Below are 17,561 nucleotides of genomic sequence, written 5' to 3' on the forward strand. Positions count from 1 at the left end.
GTGGAGGCCGGCAGACCCCGTCACCGGTCTACCTCGGTGGGGATCCCCACCGCGAGGGCCCTCGGTTTCCGTTCGACCCGCCGCTCCGATCGAAGCAGCGTGTCGACATTTCTACCGCTGTCGGCAGGCCCGGCACAACCCTTTCCAGGCAACAGTTTCGGTCGTCCACAGTGTTACCGCAACCATCCACAGAAACCGTCCAGGTTATGCACACCCCCTGTGCATAACCCCTCAACCCTTGGGCGGTTTGACTGCCATCGGGTGCAGGAGCCGGTACCCGGTGTACACGCCGAGCACGCTGACCACAAGAACGGTGGGTACGGCGACCGCGAGTGGTGGACGGTGGTAGCCGATGTTGCTCAGCGCGTCCGCGAGCCACTGCGCGACGAGCAGGAACTCGGCCGCCACCGCGGGCACGAGAGCGAGCGGCAGCAGCAGGATGCCGCGCCAGACACCGAACCGGACGAACGTGATGCCGAGCAGCCAGCCCGTCACCTCGTGGGCGACGATCATCAGGAAGAACTCCGCGAACACCAGATCGACCTGCGACGTACTCGTGAACAGGTGCGGGTTGGTCAGTTTGTCCGGCCAGTCCTGCCAGGCGTACAGCAGGTGTTCCACCTGGTAGACCAGCACCCACACCAGCGAGGTGGCCGCCGCCGCGCCCGCGAGATAGATGCCTGCGGCAACTGAAAACATCCGCCGGGTGATGCCCTGGGAGATCAGCAGCGCGAAGTACGCCGGGGTGACGGTGATGCCGAGGGCCATCGAGAAGTACTTCGGCGACTGGGTTCCGTAGTCCCACGCGCTGGTGGTGACGCCGTTGGACAGGAGCTGGAACACGACCCCGATCAGGAACAGCGCGACGACCATCACCGCCCAGTACCCGAGCAGCATCGGCCGGAGACCGATCAGCAGCGACCACAGCACATGCTTGAGCCGATGCCAGTCGGTGACTCCACGGGGCAGCGCCCTGGTCTGGACCGCCGTACTCATGACTTGACCCCCGTGAGGTGGACGAAGAGATCCTGCAGGCCGACCGGACCGATCTCCAGACCGGCAGCGGTCGCCTGCGCGAGTAGCGCCGGGTCGAGGTCGCCGAGGACCGTGGTCGACTTGGTGCCGCCGAGACGCTCCTCCGCGAGCACCGTGAAGCCGGCGGTGAACTCGTCGACAGCCGCGGCCGGACCGACGATCGAGGCGCCACGGCCGCGGAGCGCGTCCACCGGGGACTGGGTGACGAGGCGGCCCTGGTCGAGGATCACGACCTCCTCGAGCATCGCGCTCACCTCACTCACCAGATGAGTGGACAGCACGATCGTGCGCGGCACCTCGGCGTAGTCGGCGAGCAGCATGTCGTAGAAGAGGTTCCGGGACGGGACGTCCATCCCCAGGTAGCTCTCGTCGAAGATCGTCAGCGGGGCGCGGCTGGCGAGGCCGAGGACGACGCCGAGCGCGGACTTCTTACCGCGGGAGAGCTTCTGGATCTTCTTGTTCAGCGGGACCTCGAAGCGGTCCAGGAGGTCGCCGGCGAGGTCGGCGTCCCAGTACGGGCGCAGCGCCGCGGCGAGCCCGACCGCGTACTTCACGGGGACGGCGTCCGGACGGTCACCGGCCTCGCGGATCAGGCACACCCGGCTCGTCACGACCGCGTTCTCGTACGGCTCCTGCGCCGCGCCGAGGTCGCCGCCCTCGATCAGCACCCGCCCTTCGTCAGGCCGCCGGAAACCGGCCAGCGTCGCGGCGAGCGTGCTCTTACCCGACCCGTTCCGGCCGAGCAGCCCGTGGATCTTCCCCGGCGCGAGCCGCAGATCGAGCCGATCCAGCGCAGGCACACCGGCGAACCGAACCGAAAGATCCTCGGTCCTCACAGTCAGGGCGGCGGTCATCAGGCTTCTCCGTGGGTGGGGTCTGGTGGACTCTCGCCGTAGCGAGCAGGTGCTCGGTGCGGTGGCTCGGCGTGCTGGAGTGAAGGCCTCGATGTGGTTTCATCGTGGCCTTTGCTCCAGTGCGGCGAGGCGCCGTGCCGAGTGCCGCGCAGTAGGCGAGAGGCCATCAGTCCCCGCCCCAAGAACGAATGTGCTGGAGGATGTCTTTCAGGGGGATGCCGATCGCCTTGGCCTCGCGGATCATCGGGTCGACGACGTCGGCGAAGAACGAGTCGCGGCGGCCGGTGCGGAGCAGGTCGCGGGCGTTCGGCGCGACGAACATGCCGATCCCGCGCTTCTTGTAGAGGACGCCGTCGTCGACCAACTGGGCGAATCCCTTGGCCGCGGTGGCCGGGTTGATCCGGTAGAAGGCGGCGTACTGGTTGGTCGACATCACCTGCTCGTCCTCGGCCAGCGCGCCGGTCACGATGTCGTTCTTGATCTGCTCGGCGATCTGCAGGTAGATCGGGCTTCGGTCGTCGAACACCATCCCACCCCCTTCCTTGGTTCGTTACCTGAGTAACGAACCATAGCACCCTTGGCGGGTCAGCCTCCGGCAGCGGCTTGGGCCTGCTGGAGTGACTTCTTCAGGGCCGGTACGACGGGACCGACGCGGACTGCGAGCTGGGCCAGGCGGTCCTTGTGCCGGGTCCGCTGGTCCTTCGTGACGACCGTGCGGAGATCCGCTGTGGACGCCAGTACGACGATGGCGGCGTCGCGGAGGTCGACGCGCGAGACGAGGCGGGACGGTCGGAGGGTATCGCGGGCGCTCTGCAGGATGTGGCGGCGTACCAGCGGGTGGCGCAGGGTGATGCGGGCCGATGGGAAGATGCCGAGCACGCGGTACGGCTCGACCCTGATCAGATGCGCCCGGGCAAGCTCGTCCCGAACCTGACGAACGGTCACCCCACCCCGCCGATCAATCCAACGCCGCCACCGCCGAGGCCCCACCGCCCGCAACTCCGCAAGCACCCCAGCAACCACCGGATCCACCGGGGCCGACGCACGCGTCGTGAGGCGGGCTCGGCCGTTGTCGTCTTCCAGGTGGCCGCTGAGTTGCAGGTCGACCAGGATTGCCGCGCGCAGCAGCTTCCCCAGCTTCGAGCGGGCCGTCAGCCGTCCGCGCTCCGGATCGTAGGCCAGCAGAAAAAGCCTTGCCGCCAAGGAATCCGGGGCCGCCGCGTTGCCAAGCGCAACTGTCTTCCGAGGCCGCGCCGGCTGCCGGGCCGACGCCGAGCGTTCCGGCCGCCGCAGCGGCGTCACCACAGCTCTACTCATCGTTGTCCTCCTTGGACGGGCGGCCCGGACCACGCTGTTTCGTCACACCGCTCGGCAGCCGACCGGCGTCGGCCAGCGCACGGCGGAGCAGGAACTCGATCTGGGCGTTCGTGCTGCGCAGGTCGTCCGCCGCCCACCGGGCGAGCGCGTCATGCACCGCGGGATCCAGCCGAAGCAGGATCTTCTTCCGTTCGACAGGCACCGCTAACTCACTGGTAGAGGGAGCCGGCGTTGACCACCGGTTGCGCGTCGCGATCGCCGCACAGCACCACCAGCAGGTTGCTGACCATCGTCGCCTTGCGTTCCTCGTCGAGTTCGACGACCTCGTGCTCCGACAGCCGGTCCAGCGCCAGCTCGACCATGCCGACCGCCCCTTCGACGATCCGCTGCCGGGCCGCGACGACCGCACCGGCCTGTTGCCGGCGCAGCATCGCCTGGGCGATCTCCGGCGCGTACGCGAGGTGCGTGATCCGGGACTCGATCACCCGGACACCGGCCGCCTGCACCCGGGCGCCGATCTCCGCCGACAGCGTCTCGGTGATCTCGTCGGTGCTGTCCCGCAGCGACATCCCGCCCTCGTCGGTGTGTACGTCGTACGGGTAGCTGTTGGCGATGTGCCGGACGGCGGTCTCGGTCTGGATCGCCACGAACTCGACGAAGTCGTCCACCTCGAACATCGCCTGCGCGGTGTCCTCGACCTGCCACACCACGACCGCGGCGATCTCGATCGGGTTGCCGTCGGCATCGTTGACCTTGGCAACGGCCGTCTCGTGGTTGCGGATCCGGGTCGAGACCTCACGCCGCGAGGAGATCGGGTTCACCCAGCGCAGACCGTCGGTCCGGATCGTCCCGGCGTACCGTCCGAGGATCTGCAGCACCCGGGCCCGCCCCGGCGACACCGGGGTCAGTCCCGCCGCGAGGATCAGCGCGGCCAGGAACACCAGGATCCCGAGCGTGATCAGTACGCCGTTGCTGTTCCCGGCGCCGACCACGAACACCAGCACACCAACCACCGTGAGCACGAACGCCAGCGCCGCGATCGGCCACCCGTTCAGCTCCCGCCCCACGCGCTCGGTCACCTTCGGCGCCGGCATCTCCACCGCGACATCCACCATCACAAGCTCCTCTCGAATTGCTCCAAGGTAGCAAAGTGATATCACATTTACAAGACACCTCTCGTGGGTCCACCCATCAGATGCAGGGTTTGCGTCCGGGATCCTGGACGCAAACCCTGCATCTGGGACGTCAACCCACGAAATGCGGGACGTCAGGGCAGGCGGGTGGCCAGCGATTCCAGGTGGGACTGCCAGAGGGCGGAGTGGGAGTTCGGGAGGGGGTCGATGGCGGAGGGGCCCCAGGCGTGGATGGGGCGGATGCCGTGGAGGGCGTTGACCAGCCAGGCCTCGGTGGTGTTCTGCAGGGCTTCGGGGGTGAGCGAGTGCTCGGAGACCTTGACGCCCTGGGCGGCGGCGATTCGGCGGAGCAGTTGGGCTGTGACCGAAGGGAGCAGCGGGCGGTCGGGCTCCGGGAAGCAGAGGGTGTCGTCCTCCCACCACACGACGGCCGAGTACGCCGCCTCGAGCACCGTCCCGTCGGCGTCCAGCAACAGGATCTCGTCGGCGCGGTCGGCCGCGGATTCCTTCAACTTGCCGAGCAGCTCCAGGTCGGGCCCCTTCACCCGCGGAGCCGTCCGCGGGTCCGGTCCGGCGTGTACGGCGACCCGCACCCGGCCACCGATCGGCGGCGCCGGCCGCAACTGCACCGCCAGCTCCCCCGGCGCCTTCAGCTCGAACCGCGGGAACCACCGCCCGAACCCGGGCAATCGCCCGATCTGCTCGTCCCAGAACCGCTCCGCGGCCACCCCGGCCGCGGCACACGACCGGACGAACCGGTCCCGGTGCAGCTCCGGACCGCGAACCTTGCCATTGGCAACCAGAAACGAATCCGCCACCAACAGTTCCGTCATGCTCCCCCACCCATTCCTTGTCGACTCTGTCCGCCGACGGCAGCCATTGCCTTCAGCACCATTTCGTCGTACTCCGCGACCGGGTCGGAATCGAGCACGATCGCACCCCCGGCCCCGATCACGGTCTCGTCCGGTGTCAGTACCGCTGTCCGGATCACCACACTCAGGTCCGCCCGCCCGTCTACGGTCAGGTAGCCGAGCGCACCGGAGTACACCCCGCGCGCGCTCTCCTCCAACGCGTCGATGATCTGCATCGTGCGGATCTTCGGCGCGCCCGTCATCGACCCCGGCGGGAAGCACGCCCGGACGGCGTCCACCGCGGTCACCCCGGACCGCAGCCGCCCGCGAACGGTCGTCACCAGCTGATGCACGGTGCGATAGCTCTCGACCTGCATCAGCTGCGGCACGTTCACGGTCCCGGGCACGCTGACCCGCCCGAGATCGTTGCGGATCAGGTCGACGATCATCAGGTTCTCGGCGCGGGTCTTGTCGTCCTCGGCCAGTGCCTTCGCCGCGAGCTGGTCCTGCGCCGGGTCGAGATCGCGCGGCGCGGTCCCCTTGATCGGCCGGCACTCGGCCCAGCCGTCCGCGTCCACGGTCAGGAACCGCTCCGGCGACGAGCTCGCCACCGCGAGATCGCCGGACCGCAGGAAGGCGGCGTACGGCGCCGGATTCGCGGATCGCTGCCAGCGGAAGAACTCGAACGGGTCCTGGACCGCGGGCAGGCGGACCCGGTTCGTCAGGTTGACCTCGTACGTCTGGCCGGCCTCCAACTCCGCCAGGACATGCGCGATTCCGGCCAGGTACGTCGCGCGGTCCTGCTCCAGGTGCGCTTCGAGGTCGAGCCGGGAGATCGCGGGGGCGTCGACGCTGCCCATCCACCAGTTCGACGCGGCCTCTTCAGCCCGGTCCAGCCAGTCCTCGCCGTCGCCGAGGGCCACCAGGTACGTGCGGTCGTGGTCGTGGTCGATGACGACGAACCGGTTCGCCCAGATCCACAGCGCGTCCGGCGTCGGCGCCTCGTGGGCGGCCGCTCCCCCGGTCAGCGCCTTCAGCTCGTAGCCGAAGTACCCGACGTACCCACCGCAGAACAGCCCGTCCAGCTCGGGCGGCGGCTCGGCGGCGCGGGCTCCCAGCAGCTCGTTCAGCTCGGCGAACACGTCGCCGTCGGTCACGTCCCGGGTGATGACGTCGTCTGTCGTCGTACCGAGGATCGAGACTCGGCCGGGGGGATGGCGCCGTGCGCGGTCGGTGATACTCAGGCTGCCGTCGAGCCAGTACGCGACCGGCTCGGCGGCCAGCAGCTCGCGGTAGACAGTCTCACCGTCGAGCGCCCGGTCGAGCGTCCGGATGGACCAGCGCAACGCACTCACAGGCACACGGTACCGAGCCGGGACCGATTCCTGGGCGCGCGGATCAGGACGTGGTCAGCGCCACCTTGGTCCGCATCGCGGTGATCCGGCGGATCGGGATCGCGACCTCGAGCCCGTCCTTGGACTCGGCACGGTCCGCAAGCCAGGCCGCCGCGGTGTCCCGGCGGACGTCCGGCGTACCCGGGAGGTAGAGCGCGTTCACCAGCCGCATCGCGTCGTCGCGGCTGTGGATCATGTACACGTACCGCTCGCGCTGACTCTCCATCACGTCGAACCCGGCGTGCTTCAGCTGATCCTTCAGCTCGGTGATCTCACCACCGGCCGGGAACTGCGGCGTCGACCGCAGCCTCGTGGTCAGACCGCTGAGCGTGCGGATGTCACCGCGCCGCAGCGGCCGGACGGCGGGCACGATCGCGGCCAGTACGCCGCCCCGCCGCAGTACCCGTGCCGCCTCCGCGAGCACGTCCGGCAGCGGCTGCAGGACCATCAGGCCCATCGAGCACGTGACGACGTCGAACACCTCGTTCGCGAACGGGAGGTGCCGCGCGTCGGACTGCACCCGCGGACCGGGCGCACCGGCGAGCTGGGCCGCGTTGTTGTCGACCCCCACGACCCACCGCCCGTACAGCTCCCGCGCCACCGGCCCGTTGCCGCAGGCCAGGTCGAGCACCCTGCGCGCCTCGCCCGAGACAGCACGGACGAGCCAGCGGTACGGCGTGTGATCGCCGGCCACCGCACGGGACAGCAACGCCTCGGTGCTGCCCGGGGCGGCGGTATGGAACTCCCGCAGGTACTGCGGCCAGTCGACAGGATTCTCAGACATCGCGGCCCGACGCTACCGGCAGCACACCCGATGTACCGCATCGGGTGCACTGCGTTAACAGAGAGTTGAACTGTCAGACGCGGCTGACGAAGATGTGACCCGCGGTCTCGTCGGTGATCACACCGCCGGCCTCGCGGCTCCCGACCAGGACGCCCTCGGCGTCCAGGGTGGAGTCGACCTCACGGCCGGGCAGTGCCCCGGCGCGGCGCAGGACCGCCATCGCGAAGTCGTCGGTCTGCACCGGCTCGGCGATCCGCCGCACCAGCACCCGCACGCTCTCCCCGGTGGCCGCGTCGAGCACCTGGTCCAGGGGCTCGACCCCGACCCGGAACTCCCCGATGTCGCTCGCCTGGTGGTCCTTCTGCAGCTCCTCCAGGCCCGGAATCGGGTTGCCGTACGGCGATTCGGTCGGGTTGCCGAGGAGCTGGAGCAGGCGCAGTTCGACCGCGTCGCTCATCACGTGCTCCCAACGGCAGGCTTCGGCGTGCACGTCCTCCCACTCGAGCCCGATCACGTCGACCAGCAGCCGCTCGGCCAGGCGGTGCTTGCGCATCACCCGGGTCGCCTGCTTGCGGCCGACGTCGGTGAGCTCCAGGTGGCGGTCGCCCTCCACCTTGATCAGACCGTCGCGTTCCATCCGCGCGACCGTCTGACTGACCGTCGGCCCGGACTGGTGCAACCGCTCGGCGATCCGCGCCCGCAGCGGCACGATGCCTTCTTCTTCCAGTTCGTAGACGGTCCGCAGGTACATCTCGGTGGTATCGATCAGGTCGGTCACGACAACCATTCTCACCTATTGAGGCAAGCCTTACCCAATTCGGCCGGCGCCCCGCCTCAGTTGCTGCCGTACCAGAAGTACCAGCCGCTGCCGGCGTTGTAGGTCTCCCAACGGCACGACAGTACGCCGTACCCGCGCCGGATCATGTCGTTGCGCATCATGTTGCACTGCGACTTGAAGCGGTGCGGCCCCTTCAGGCAGACGTGCTTCCAGGGGTTGCCGCTCGGCTCGTAGTGGCAGTTGTCCGCGGCGCTGGCGGGCGCCGGGCCGGTCATGGTCGTCACGACGGTCACTCCACCGGCGGCCAGTACTCCGGCGGCGGCGATCCCGATCATCCGTTGCTTGTTCATGGCAATCATCAAACAAGCGATCGCTTTCAGTTTGCTTTCAACCAGGTGGGCAACAGGATGTAGCAATGAACACAGCAGTGATGTGGTTTCGGCGTGACCTCCGCCTGACCGACAACCCCGCGCTCCTGGATGCGGTCGCGGCGGGTGACGGGCAGGTGCTCGGCGTGTTCGTGCTCGATCCGGTGCTCTGGGAGCGGTCCGGCGATCCACGCCGCGAACACCTGGCGGCGTCGCTGCGCAGCCTGTCCCAGTCGATGGGCGGGCGGCTGGTGGTGCGCAAGGGCGATCCGGCGAAGATCATTTCAGCGGTGGCGAAAGAGGTCGACGCTGCGAGTGTGCACGTCGCGTCCGACTATGCGCCGTACGGACAGCAGCGCGATCAAGAAGTTGAAGCCTCATTGAAGTGCCCGTTGGTACGCACGGGTTCGCCGTACGCGATCGCTCCGGGCCGGGTGCTCAACCAGCAAGGGCGCTCGTACATGGTGTTCACCCCGTACTACAAAGCCTGGATGGAGCACGGATGGCGCCAGCCGGTGGAGGCTCCGTCGAAGATCACGTGGGTGCGGGCGGACGGCGAGAAACTGCCGGACGGTGACGCCGACGGTGCGGGCGAGGAGGGGGCGCGCGAGCGGTGGGCGGACTACCTCGAGAGCGTCGGCGAGTACGACGACCAGCGCGATCGTCCCGACCTGGACAGCACGTCGCGGATGTCGATCCCGCTGAAGTGGGGCGAACTGCACCCGCGCACGATGCTTGCCGATCTGGCGCACAAGCGCAGTGACGGTGCGCAGGCGTACGCGCGTGAACTCGCCTGGCGGGAGTTCTGCGCCGACCTGCTCGCGCGCAACCCGGAGGCGGCGTGGAAGCCGCTGCGGCCCGAGTTCGAGAAGATGCAGTACGACGAGCCGGACGAACTGTTCGACGCCTGGCGCGAGGGCCGCACCGGCTTCCCGTTCGTGGACGCGGGCATGCGGCAGCTCGCGGGCAGCGGGTTCATGCACAACCGCGTCCGGATGGTCGTCGCGTCGTTCCTGGTCAAGGATCTGCATGTGCACTGGAAGTACGGCGCGCGCTGGTTCATGCAGTCGTTGCGGGACGGCGATCTCGCGTCGAACTCGCTGAACTGGCAGTGGGTGGCCGGCTGCGGTGCGGACGCCGCGCCGTACTTCCGGATCTTCAACCCGATCACCCAGGGACTGAAGTTCGACCCGCACGGTGACTACGTCCGGCGCTGGATCCCCGAGCTGCGGGACCTTGCGGGCAAGGCGGCGCACGAGCCGTGGAAGCACGGCGGCGCCGAAGGCTACCCGGACCAGATCGTCGACCACGGCGAGGCCCGCCGCGAGTCCCTGCGCAGGTACGACGCGATTCGCTGATCCACCGCCTTCTTGACGCAGCACTTGTTCATACCCCTATAGTGCTAGGTAACTAGATGAATGGGGTTATGGATGATCGAGTTCCATCTGGACGGCCGGTCGGGGGTCTCGCCGTACCAGCAGATCGTTCAGCAGGTCCGGAACGCGTTGCGGCTCGGACTGCTGCGGGAGGGCGACCAGCTGCCGACAGTGAAAGACGTCGTGGCGGCGTTGGCGATCAACCCGAACACCGTGCTCAAGGCGTACCGCGAGCTCGAGCACGAGGGCCTGGTACAGGCCCGGCCCGGCCGCGGCACGTTCGTCACCCGCACCCTCACCGACAACACGCTCGCCGCGCACGGCCCGCTCCGCCAGGACCTCCGTCGCTGGCTGACCAAGGCCCGCAAAGCCGGCCTCGACGACGAAAGCATCGAGGCGTTGTTCCTGACAACCTTTCGGTCCGCCGCTCAGGAGGACATAGCGTGAACACAGTTCTGCAGGCCCACGGGCTGGGGAAGAAATACGGTCGGCGCTGGGCGCTGACCGATTGTGATCTGGAGGTTCCGGCCGGGCATGTGGTCGGGCTGGTCGGGCCCAACGGGGCCGGCAAGAGCACGTTGCTGAATCTGGCCGTGGGGATGCTGACGCCCAGTGCGGGGACCGTCGAGGTGCTGGGCGCGCCGGCGGGCGCGCAGCAGGCGAAGGTCGGGTACGTCGCGCAGGACACGCCGACGTACGCGCGGTTGAGTATCGCGGACCACCTGCGGCTCGGTCGACGGCTGAACCCGGCGTGGGACGAATCCCTGGCACAGCGGCGGATCCAACACCTGAAGCTCGATCCGAAACAGCGAGCGGGCAAGCTCTCCGGTGGTCAGCGCGCGCAGCTCGCGCTCACGCTCGGATTGGCCAAGCGCCCCGAGTTGCTGATCCTCGACGAGCCGGTGGCGGCGCTCGATCCGCTCGCCCGGCGCGAGTTCCTCCAGGACCTGATGGAGGCGGTCGCCGAGCAGGAGCTGAGCGTCCTGCTGTCCTCGCACCTCGTCTCCGACGTCGAGCGGGCCTGCGACTACCTGATCGTGCTGGTGGATTCGCGGGTCCAGGTCAGCGGCGAGATCGACACGTTGCTGGCGACGCACTTCCGGCTGACCGGCCCGCGCCGGGACCAGAAGGACCTGCCGCGCGACCAGCACGTGGTGACGGCGAGCCACACCGACCGGCAGTCGACGTACCTGATCCGCACCGGCCAGCCGATCCTGGATCCGGCCTGGACGGTCACCCAACTCACGCTCGAGGACCTGGTGCTGGCCTACATGGGCCGCGATGTCCAGCCCGAGCGACCGGTCCTGGAGGTGCAGCGATGATCTGGCTGACCTGGCGGCAGTTCCGCGTCCAGTTCCTGGTGGTCGCGTCGGTGATCGTCGCGGCCGCGATCGTCCTGGCGGTGACGGGCCCGGGCCTGCTCGACGACTACCGTCGACTGGCCGACAACTTCATCAAGAACCTCGCCCTCGAACGACTCGACCCGCTGCTATACCAGGTCGGCATCGTCCTGCCGTATGTCGTCCCGCCGGTCGTCGGCGCCTTCTGGGGCGCGCCGCTCATCGCCCGCGAACTGGAGACCGGCACGCACCGGCTGGTGTGGAACCAGAGCATCTCGCGGCGGCGCTGGCTGGCCGTCAAGCTCGGGCTCACCGGTCTCGGAGCGGTCGCGGTCACCGGCCTGCTCAGCCTCGCGGTGACGTGGTGGTCGGACCCGATCGACGACGCGATCAACGCCGGCCAGGACTCCAACATCTACCTGCCGCGGATGTTCCCGGTCACGTTCGGCGCCCGCGGGCTGGTGCCGGTCGGGTACGCCGCGTTCGCGTTCGCGCTCGGTGTCGCGGTCGGACTGGTGGTACGCCGTACCGTGGTCGCGCTCGCCGTCACTCTGGCGGTCGTGATCCTGGTGCAGGTCCTCGCACCGACGTTCATCCGGCCGCACCTGATGGCACCGACGGACAAGTACCTCGTCGCGTCCGCCGAGAACGTCCGCGGATTCATGCTCAGCGGACCGGAGAGCGATGCGCGGGTGAAACAGATCGAAGTCGCAAGCGGGTCGGTGGGCGCCTGGAAGCTCTACGACCGGACCGTGGACAAGTCGGGCGCGGAAGTGAGCACGCTGCCGGACTGGGCCATGGACTGCGCGCCGGCACCGCCTCCCGGTGTGTCACAGGAACACACGTCCGACGCGACGCGGACGGCCTGCTTCCAGCGACTGGCGGACGAAGGCTACCGGCAGCACGTCAAGTATTTCACCGCGGACACCTTCTGGGCGCTGCAGTGGCGTGAGTTCGGGTTCTTCCTGGCGCTCGCGGTGCTGCTCAGCGGATTCAGCTTCTGGCGGATCCGGCGCGACCTCTCGTAAGACGCCGTACCAGCAGGGCTACGGCGAGGACGGCCGCGGCGACGACCGCCGACGTCCACGGGAGAGTGACCGCGAGGACGACGCATCCGGTCAGGCCGATCACGTTGACGGCGCGCGGCCAGCGACGCTGATCGGCCGGCTGCGTGAAGGCGGACGCGTTCGCGATCGCGTAGTACAGCAGGACACCGAACGACGAGAAGCCGATCACACTGCGCAGATCGGTAGTGAGCACGAGGATCCCGACCACCGCGGCGAGCGCGAGCTCGGCGTGGTGCGGGACCTGGTAGCGGGGATGTACGGCGGCCAGCCAGGTGGGCAGGTCGCGATTGCGGGCCATGGCGAGCGCGGTGCGGCCGATGCCGGCGATCAGGGCGAGCAGGGCGCCGAGGCTGGCGAGGGCGGCACCGATCCGGACGACCGGTACCGCCCAGACCGCACCGACCCCGTCGACCGCGGACGCGAGGGGCGCCGTGGTCGACGCGGGGTCGCCGGTCCGCAGCAGCGCCAGCGCGACCGCTAGATAGATGCCAATGGCAATGACCAGGGCGATCAGGATCGCCCGCGGGATGGTCTTCGCCGGCTCCCGGACCTCCTCGCCCATGGTGGCGATCCGCGCGTAGCCGGCGAACGCGAAGAACAACAGTCCGGCCGACTGCAGAACGCCGTACGGCGAGGTGCTTGCCGTCTCGTGGTGCTGCGGGGTGGCTGTGAAGAGGACGATTAGCACTAGGGCCAGTACGACGAGGGTGCAGGTGACGAGGATTCTGGTGAGGCGTGCCGTCCTGGTCACGCCTCGGTAGTTGACGGCTGCCAGTGCGAGGACCGCTGCGAGGGCGATGAGGCGCCGCAGCCAGTTGATGTCGGTGACGTAGGTTGCGAAGGTCAGTGCCATCGCGGCGCAGGAAGCAGTCTTGCCGATCACGAAACACCAGCCGGCTGCGAAGCCCCACCACTCGCCTAGGCGCTCACGCCCGTAGACATAGGTGCCGCCCGACACGGGGTAGACCGCAGCCAGCTGCGCGGACGACGCTGCGTTGCAGTAGGCAACGATCGCCGCTATCAGCAGACCGACCAACAGCCAAGACCCAGCCACCTGCGCAGCCGGCGCCCACACGGCAAACACGCCGGCCCCAACCATCGACCCAACCCCAATGACCACCGCATCCGCCACGCCCAACCGCCGCGCCAACTGCGCTTGTTGTGTGTTCATGTCAGTTGGTTTGCGCCATGGACGTCGCGATCTTGGCTTCGGCATTGGCGACGTTCTCCTTGGGGGCTTCGGGGAGTCAGACGTGGAAGTGGGCCGAACCGTCGCCCCAACGATAGACCTGCACCCGCGCGATGTCTCCCAGCCTTAGACCGCCTTCAGGACGGTGAGGAGGCGCGCGACCTCGGTGGCTACGGCGTCGCGGGCTGGGCCTAGGTACTTGCGGGTGTCGACCAACTTGGGGTTGTCGGCGAGGATCTGGCGGACCTTGTCGGTGAAGACGTTGTTGAGGTGGGTGGCGATGTTGACCTTGGTCATGCCGGCCTCGACCGCGCGGGTCAGGTCGGGGTCCGCGACGCCGGAGGAGCCGTGCAGGACCAGCGGTACGGCGACGGCCTCGTGGAGGCGGGTGATGAGGTCGAAGTCGAGCGTCGCCGTACGCTCGGTCATCGCGTGCGAGGACCCGACCGCGACGGCGAGCGCGTCCACACCGGTCGCCTCGGCGAAGGCGACGGCCTCGTCGGGACGGGTACGCGCGCCGGGCGCGTGGACGCCGTCCTTACCGCCGACCTCGCCGATCTCGGCCTCGACGAACACACCGTGATCGTGGCAGAACGCCGTCACCTCGGTGGTCGCCGCGACGTTGTCGGCGTACTCGAGCTTGGACGCGTCGTACATCACCGACGTGAACCCGAGCGTGACAGCCTCGGTGACCAGGTCCCGATCCATCGCGTGGTCGAGGTGGACGACGACCGGCACCGTGGCGGCGGCCGCCGCGGCGAGGGTCGCGACGCCGATCGGCTTGAGCGCGCCGTGGTACTTCACCGCGTTCTCGCTGATCTGCAGGATCACCGGCGCGCCGGCCTGCTCGGCACCGGCGATCAGCGCGATCGCGTGCTCCAGCTGGATCACGTTGAACGCGCCGACTCCACGACCGGCCTTGGCCGCGGCCAGCACGACCTCGGCACCGGATACCAACGGCATGAGTCCTCCTAGTTCACAGTCACTTGAGGCTGCCACCGTCGGTAAGCGGCCAGGTCGATGTCTCCGGCAACGGGTGTCAGCACAGCGGCAGCGGACGCGGCGACAGCGGACTTGAGTACGACGGACCAGTCCGGCTCCGGTGCCTCCGCGATCGCCGCGGCGACGACCGCCGTACACGCATCGCCCGCCCCGGTCGGATTGCCGCGGACAGTCTCGACCGGCGACGCCCGCCAGACACCCTTCTTGCTAGCGGCAACCATTCCGCGCGCGCCGTCGGTGATCACCGCCGCGGTCGCACCGAGCGCGACCAGCTCCGACGCGCCCTCCTCGACCTCTACGTCGCCAACGGCGGCCCGCAGTTCGGCGGAGTTCGCACGCACGATCGCACCAGCTCGCGCGGCGGCGTTCAGCGCAGCACCGCCCGCATCGATCACCGTCAGTACGTCGTGGTGGCGGGCGCGGACCGCGATCTCGGCGTACGCGTCGGCCGGCAGTCCCGGCGGCAGGCTGCCCGAGCACGCGAGCACGCCGAGCCGGCCCCACGGCATCCGGTCGCCGAACGCACGCCACTCGTCCGCGGTCACCGTCGGCCCGGCCTCGTTGAAGATCGTCGCGTCCCCGTCCACATCGTTGACGATGGCAACGGTACGGCGGGTCTCGCCGACGATCGGGGTGAGCAGCGCGGTCAGCCCGGCGTCGAACAGTTCCTCGGCAACGAGTTCACCGGTGACCCCGCCGACGAATCCGAGCACCAGCACCTGGTGACCGAGCGTCGCCGCCACCCGCGCGACGTTCACGCCCTTCCCGCCCGCGCGCCGCCGGATCCGGTCGACGCGATGACTCCCGCCGACCCGCAGCTCGTCGACCTCGTACGTGACGTCCAGCGCGAGGTTGAGCGTGACGGTCCCGATCAGTCCAGCCACGACCCGGCCCGCATCACCTTCTGGACGGCGTACTCGTCGTCGAGCAGCACCAGGTCCGCCCGCTTCCCGGTCTCGATCGAGCCCACGTCGTACCAGCCGAACGTCTGCGCCGGCGTCGTCGACGCCATCCGCGACGCGTCCACCAGCGACGTCCCGGCGGTCACCGCGTTCCGGAACGCGACATCCATGGTGAGCGTGCTGCCCGCGATCGAGTGGGAGCCGTGGACGAGCGTCGCGAGACCGTCCGTGACATCGACCTCGAGGCTCCCGATCAGGTACCGCCCGTTCGGCATCCCGGTCGCGGCCATCGCGTCGGTGATCAGCGCGATCCGGTTCACTCCGGCCGCCGCGAGCGCGACCCGGACCACCTGCGGATCCAGGTGCATGCCGTCGTTGATCACCTCGAGCAGCAGCCGCTCGTCGTTCAGCGCGGCGCCGACCGGACCCGGGTCGCGGTGGTGGAACGGCCGCATCCCGTTGAACAGGTGCGTCGCCACGGTCGCGCCGGCGTCGGCGCCCGCGATCATCTGCTCGTACGTCGCATCCGTGTGCCCGAGCGCGGCGATGGCGCCGGCGTCGACGACCTGGCGGATCGCGTCCAGCCCGTTCTCGAGCTCCGGCGCGATCGTCACCATCTTGACCGCGTCGCTCAGCACCTTGGCGACATCGTCCTTGAGCGGCGGCCGCAGCAACGACGGCTCGTGCGCGCCGCAGCGCGCCTCGGACAGGAAGGGTCCTTCGAGGTGCACGCCCGCGATGACGCCGTCGGCGATCAGCTCCGTCAGACATGCGGTCTGGTCGACCAGTTCGTCGAGCGACGCTGTCACCAGACTGGCGAGCGAGGTCGTCGTACCGTGCTTGGCGTGGAAGGCCGCGACCTTGCGCGCCTCGTCCGGATCGGTGGTCGAGTACGACGACCCGCCGCCGCCGTGCGTGTGGACGTCGACGAAGCCCGGTACGACGGTCACGTCACCGAGGTCCTCGGGGCGCTTGCCGTCGGCCGGCATCCCCTCGGAGCGCCGCCCGAACGCGCGGATGTCCTCGCCCTCCACCTGGATCCAGGCGTTCTCCAGCACTTCGTCGGGTGTCACCACCCGGCCCACGCGGTACGTGGTCACTGATCCTCCTCTGCACGGTCCCAGGCCATCTGCGCGGCGCCGAGCATGCCTGCCTCCTCGCCGAGCACCGCCGCCACGATCTCAGGTTCGCGCTGGAACGTCAGGCGCGCGTGGACGCCCTCGCGCAGCGGCTGCAGCAGGGTCTCGCCGGCACCCACCAGACCGCCGCCGATCGCGATCCGGGTCGGGGCGACCAGGGTCGTGTAGAGCACCAGCGCGTCGACCAGGGCGGCCAGCGCGTCGTGCCAGACCTGGGCAGCGTCCGGGTCCCCGGCCGCGAGCAGTTCCATCACCTCGCGGGCGCCGTCGACGGTCCGTCCGGTGCGGGCGGCGTACCGCCTGGCCAGCGCTGCAGCGGACGCGACCGTCTCGAGGCAGCCCCACTGGCCGCAGGCGCAGAGTTCGGCGGCGTCGCCGTGGATGAACTTGGAGTGGCCGAGCTCACCGGCGTACCCGTCGCCGCTGACCAGCGAGCCGTCGACGATCATCGCGGCCGCGATTCCGGTGCCGAGCGGGAGGAACATCGAGTTCGTGGTGCCGGCCAGCGCGCCGTGCCGCAGTTCCGCGTACCCGCCGGCGCGGACGTCGTGGGCGAGCACGATCGGTTCCCCGTCGCCGACCGCGGCCTTCAGCTCGGCGAGCACCGGCGTACCGGTCCATTCGAGGTTCTCGGCGCCGACCGTGCCGTGCTCGGCGTCGATGACACCGGGGACGACGACACCGATCGCACGCACGCGATGACCCTCCGCGGTCGCCTTCTGGCTGAGCTCGACGACGGTCTCCAGCAGGGCGTCGAGCACGGCACGGCCACCGTCCCGGGCGTCGGCCCGGGGCGTCGGCCTGGTCTCGCGGTGCAGCACGGCACCGTCGGCGGCGACCAGGCCGCACTTCATCCGGGTTCCACCGAGGTCGACGGCAACCACGACTTCACAGGGGTCCACGGAGCGCCATTATGCAGCGTTACCTGGCAGTCCGAACATCCATGAGCAGAATCCGGACAAACTCACACGGCCCAGTGCGCAATCTGGTCCGATCTGGTCCCAGCCGCTGACCGGTAACCGTGGGCAGGGA

The 17,561-nt window shown here is 69.2% G+C and carries 20 protein-coding genes; 4 read left to right on the top strand and 16 right to left on the bottom strand.

The genetic code is table 11. The features are described 5' to 3' along the window. Positions 1–231: 231 nt before the first annotated feature. The 11 genes from E0H50_RS08515 to E0H50_RS08565 all read right to left on the bottom strand — a co-directional run bounded on the left by E0H50_RS08515 (position 232) and on the right by E0H50_RS08565 (position 8,496). Positions 232–996: a hypothetical protein gene (locus tag E0H50_RS08515; RefSeq protein WP_131286089.1), complete on the bottom strand. Its 765-nt coding sequence runs from the start codon at positions 994–996 to the stop codon at positions 232–234. Beyond that, positions 993–1,889, bottom strand: coding sequence for an ATP-binding cassette domain-containing protein (locus tag E0H50_RS08520; RefSeq protein ID WP_131286090.1), 897 nt, complete (start codon positions 1,887–1,889; stop codon positions 993–995). The genes E0H50_RS08515 and E0H50_RS08520 overlap by 4 nt, the downstream gene beginning before the upstream one ends. A 166-nt stretch (positions 1,890–2,055) precedes the next feature. Then, positions 2,056–2,418: a GntR family transcriptional regulator gene (locus E0H50_RS08525; protein ID WP_238150844.1), complete on the bottom strand. Its 363-nt coding sequence runs from the start codon at positions 2,416–2,418 to the stop codon at positions 2,056–2,058. Positions 2,419–2,474: 56 nt separating this feature from the next. Further along, positions 2,475–3,206, bottom strand: coding sequence for a GOLPH3/VPS74 family protein (locus E0H50_RS08530; protein ID WP_131286091.1), 732 nt, complete (start codon positions 3,204–3,206; stop codon positions 2,475–2,477). Then, complete coding sequence (locus E0H50_RS08535) at positions 3,199–3,408, bottom strand: type II toxin-antitoxin system antitoxin (protein WP_131286092.1); 210 nt, start codon at positions 3,406–3,408, stop codon at positions 3,199–3,201. The genes E0H50_RS08530 and E0H50_RS08535 overlap by 8 nt, the downstream gene beginning before the upstream one ends. A 7-nt stretch (positions 3,409–3,415) precedes the next feature. Then, a complete protein-coding gene (locus E0H50_RS08540) occupies positions 3,416–4,321 on the bottom strand; it encodes an SPFH domain-containing protein (RefSeq protein ID WP_131286093.1) in 906 nt (301 codons plus the stop codon). Between the two features lie 152 nt (positions 4,322–4,473). Further along, on the bottom strand, positions 4,474–5,172 hold the full coding sequence (locus tag E0H50_RS08545; RefSeq protein ID WP_131286094.1) for an aminotransferase class IV: 699 nt from the start codon (positions 5,170–5,172) through the stop codon (positions 4,474–4,476). After that, entirely contained in the window at positions 5,169–6,545 is a 1,377-nt protein-coding gene (gene pabB / locus E0H50_RS08550; protein ID WP_131286095.1) for an aminodeoxychorismate synthase component I, read from the bottom strand. The genes E0H50_RS08545 and pabB overlap by 4 nt, the downstream gene beginning before the upstream one ends. 43 nt (positions 6,546–6,588) lie before the next feature. Further along, positions 6,589–7,368, bottom strand: coding sequence for a class I SAM-dependent methyltransferase (locus E0H50_RS08555; protein ID WP_131286096.1), 780 nt, complete (start codon positions 7,366–7,368; stop codon positions 6,589–6,591). Between the two features lie 73 nt (positions 7,369–7,441). After that, on the bottom strand, positions 7,442–8,155 hold the full coding sequence (locus E0H50_RS08560; protein ID WP_131286964.1) for an iron-dependent transcriptional repressor DtxR: 714 nt from the start codon (positions 8,153–8,155) through the stop codon (positions 7,442–7,444). A 47-nt stretch (positions 8,156–8,202) separates the two neighbouring features. Beyond that, positions 8,203–8,496: a hypothetical protein gene (locus tag E0H50_RS08565; protein ID WP_131286097.1), complete on the bottom strand. Its 294-nt coding sequence runs from the start codon at positions 8,494–8,496 to the stop codon at positions 8,203–8,205. A 65-nt stretch (positions 8,497–8,561) separates the two neighbouring features. Between E0H50_RS08565 and E0H50_RS08570 the strand changes: the two genes are divergently transcribed. The 4 genes from E0H50_RS08570 (at position 8,562) to E0H50_RS08585 (ending at position 12,258) form a co-directional block, all read left to right on the top strand. Continuing rightward, positions 8,562–9,872, top strand: coding sequence for a cryptochrome/photolyase family protein (locus E0H50_RS08570; protein ID WP_131286098.1), 1,311 nt, complete (start codon positions 8,562–8,564; stop codon positions 9,870–9,872). Between the two features lie 72 nt (positions 9,873–9,944). Continuing rightward, the gene (locus E0H50_RS08575) at positions 9,945–10,337 is read left to right on the top strand and encodes a GntR family transcriptional regulator (protein WP_165547043.1); all 393 of its coding nucleotides are present in this window, start codon (positions 9,945–9,947) and stop codon (positions 10,335–10,337) included. Then, positions 10,334–11,212 carry an ABC transporter ATP-binding protein gene (locus tag E0H50_RS08580; protein ID WP_131286100.1) on the top strand — a complete coding sequence of 293 codons (879 nt, stop codon included), beginning with the start codon at positions 10,334–10,336 and terminating at the stop codon, positions 11,210–11,212. The genes E0H50_RS08575 and E0H50_RS08580 overlap by 4 nt, the downstream gene beginning before the upstream one ends. After that, positions 11,209–12,258 carry an ABC-2 transporter permease gene (locus E0H50_RS08585; RefSeq protein WP_131286101.1) on the top strand — a complete coding sequence of 350 codons (1,050 nt, stop codon included), beginning with the start codon at positions 11,209–11,211 and terminating at the stop codon, positions 12,256–12,258. Before E0H50_RS08580 ends, E0H50_RS08585 begins: the two co-directional genes overlap by 4 nt. Here the strand turns inward: E0H50_RS08585 and E0H50_RS08590 are convergent. From E0H50_RS08590 to E0H50_RS08610, 5 genes are all read right to left on the bottom strand, one after another. Further along, positions 12,224–13,513, bottom strand: a complete 1,290-nt coding sequence (locus tag E0H50_RS08590) for an APC family permease (protein WP_337590367.1) — start codon at positions 13,511–13,513, stop codon at positions 12,224–12,226. The two genes, E0H50_RS08585 and E0H50_RS08590, sit on opposite strands and share 35 nt — an antisense overlap. 99 nt (positions 13,514–13,612) lie before the next feature. Beyond that, positions 13,613–14,449: a class II fructose-bisphosphate aldolase gene (locus E0H50_RS08595; protein ID WP_131286103.1), complete on the bottom strand. Its 837-nt coding sequence runs from the start codon at positions 14,447–14,449 to the stop codon at positions 13,613–13,615. Between the two features lie 8 nt (positions 14,450–14,457). Beyond that, positions 14,458–15,372: a 1-phosphofructokinase family hexose kinase gene (locus tag E0H50_RS08600; protein WP_202868068.1), complete on the bottom strand. Its 915-nt coding sequence runs from the start codon at positions 15,370–15,372 to the stop codon at positions 14,458–14,460. Continuing rightward, the gene (nagA, locus tag E0H50_RS08605; protein WP_131286104.1) at positions 15,360–16,490 is read right to left on the bottom strand and encodes an N-acetylglucosamine-6-phosphate deacetylase; all 1,131 of its coding nucleotides are present in this window, start codon (positions 16,488–16,490) and stop codon (positions 15,360–15,362) included. Before nagA ends, E0H50_RS08600 begins: the two co-directional genes overlap by 13 nt. Further along, a complete protein-coding gene (locus E0H50_RS08610; protein ID WP_238150846.1) occupies positions 16,487–17,431 on the bottom strand; it encodes an ROK family protein in 945 nt (314 codons plus the stop codon). The genes nagA and E0H50_RS08610 overlap by 4 nt, the downstream gene beginning before the upstream one ends. Between the last annotated feature and the right edge of the window lie 130 nt (positions 17,432–17,561).

Source organism: Kribbella sindirgiensis, assembly GCF_004331435.1.
Classification (GTDB): domain Bacteria; phylum Actinomycetota; class Actinomycetes; order Propionibacteriales; family Kribbellaceae; genus Kribbella; species Kribbella sindirgiensis.

What these genes read in the sequence shown, in the direction of transcription:
- E0H50_RS08515 (WP_131286089.1), bottom strand. Translation starts at nt 996, where the DNA reads ATGAGTACGGCGGTCCAGACCAGGGCGCTGCCCCGTGGAGTCACCGAC.
- E0H50_RS08520 (WP_131286090.1), bottom strand. Translation starts at nt 1,889, where the DNA reads ATGACCGCCGCCCTGACTGTGAGGACCGAGGATCTTTCGGTTCGGTTC.
- E0H50_RS08525 (WP_238150844.1), bottom strand. Translation starts at nt 2,418, where the DNA reads ATGGTGTTCGACGACCGAAGCCCGATCTACCTGCAGATCGCCGAGCAG.
- E0H50_RS08530 (WP_131286091.1), bottom strand. Translation starts at nt 3,206, where the DNA reads ATGAGTAGAGCTGTGGTGACGCCGCTGCGGCGGCCGGAACGCTCGGCG.
- E0H50_RS08540 (WP_131286093.1), bottom strand. Translation starts at nt 4,321, where the DNA reads ATGGTGGATGTCGCGGTGGAGATGCCGGCGCCGAAGGTGACCGAGCGC.
- E0H50_RS08545 (WP_131286094.1), bottom strand. Translation starts at nt 5,172, where the DNA reads ATGACGGAACTGTTGGTGGCGGATTCGTTTCTGGTTGCCAATGGCAAG.
- E0H50_RS08555 (WP_131286096.1), bottom strand. Translation starts at nt 7,368, where the DNA reads ATGTCTGAGAATCCTGTCGACTGGCCGCAGTACCTGCGGGAGTTCCAT.
- E0H50_RS08560 (WP_131286964.1), bottom strand. Translation starts at nt 8,155, where the DNA reads ATGGTTGTCGTGACCGACCTGATCGATACCACCGAGATGTACCTGCGG.
- E0H50_RS08565 (WP_131286097.1), bottom strand. Translation starts at nt 8,496, where the DNA reads ATGAACAAGCAACGGATGATCGGGATCGCCGCCGCCGGAGTACTGGCC.
- E0H50_RS08570 (WP_131286098.1), top strand. Translation starts at nt 8,562, where the DNA reads ATGAACACAGCAGTGATGTGGTTTCGGCGTGACCTCCGCCTGACCGAC.
- E0H50_RS08575 (WP_165547043.1), top strand. Translation starts at nt 9,945, where the DNA reads ATGATCGAGTTCCATCTGGACGGCCGGTCGGGGGTCTCGCCGTACCAG.
- E0H50_RS08585 (WP_131286101.1), top strand. Translation starts at nt 11,209, where the DNA reads ATGATCTGGCTGACCTGGCGGCAGTTCCGCGTCCAGTTCCTGGTGGTC.
- E0H50_RS08590 (WP_337590367.1), bottom strand. Translation starts at nt 13,513, where the DNA reads ATGCCGAAGCCAAGATCGCGACGTCCATGGCGCAAACCAACTGACATG.
- E0H50_RS08595 (WP_131286103.1), bottom strand. Translation starts at nt 14,449, where the DNA reads ATGCCGTTGGTATCCGGTGCCGAGGTCGTGCTGGCCGCGGCCAAGGCC.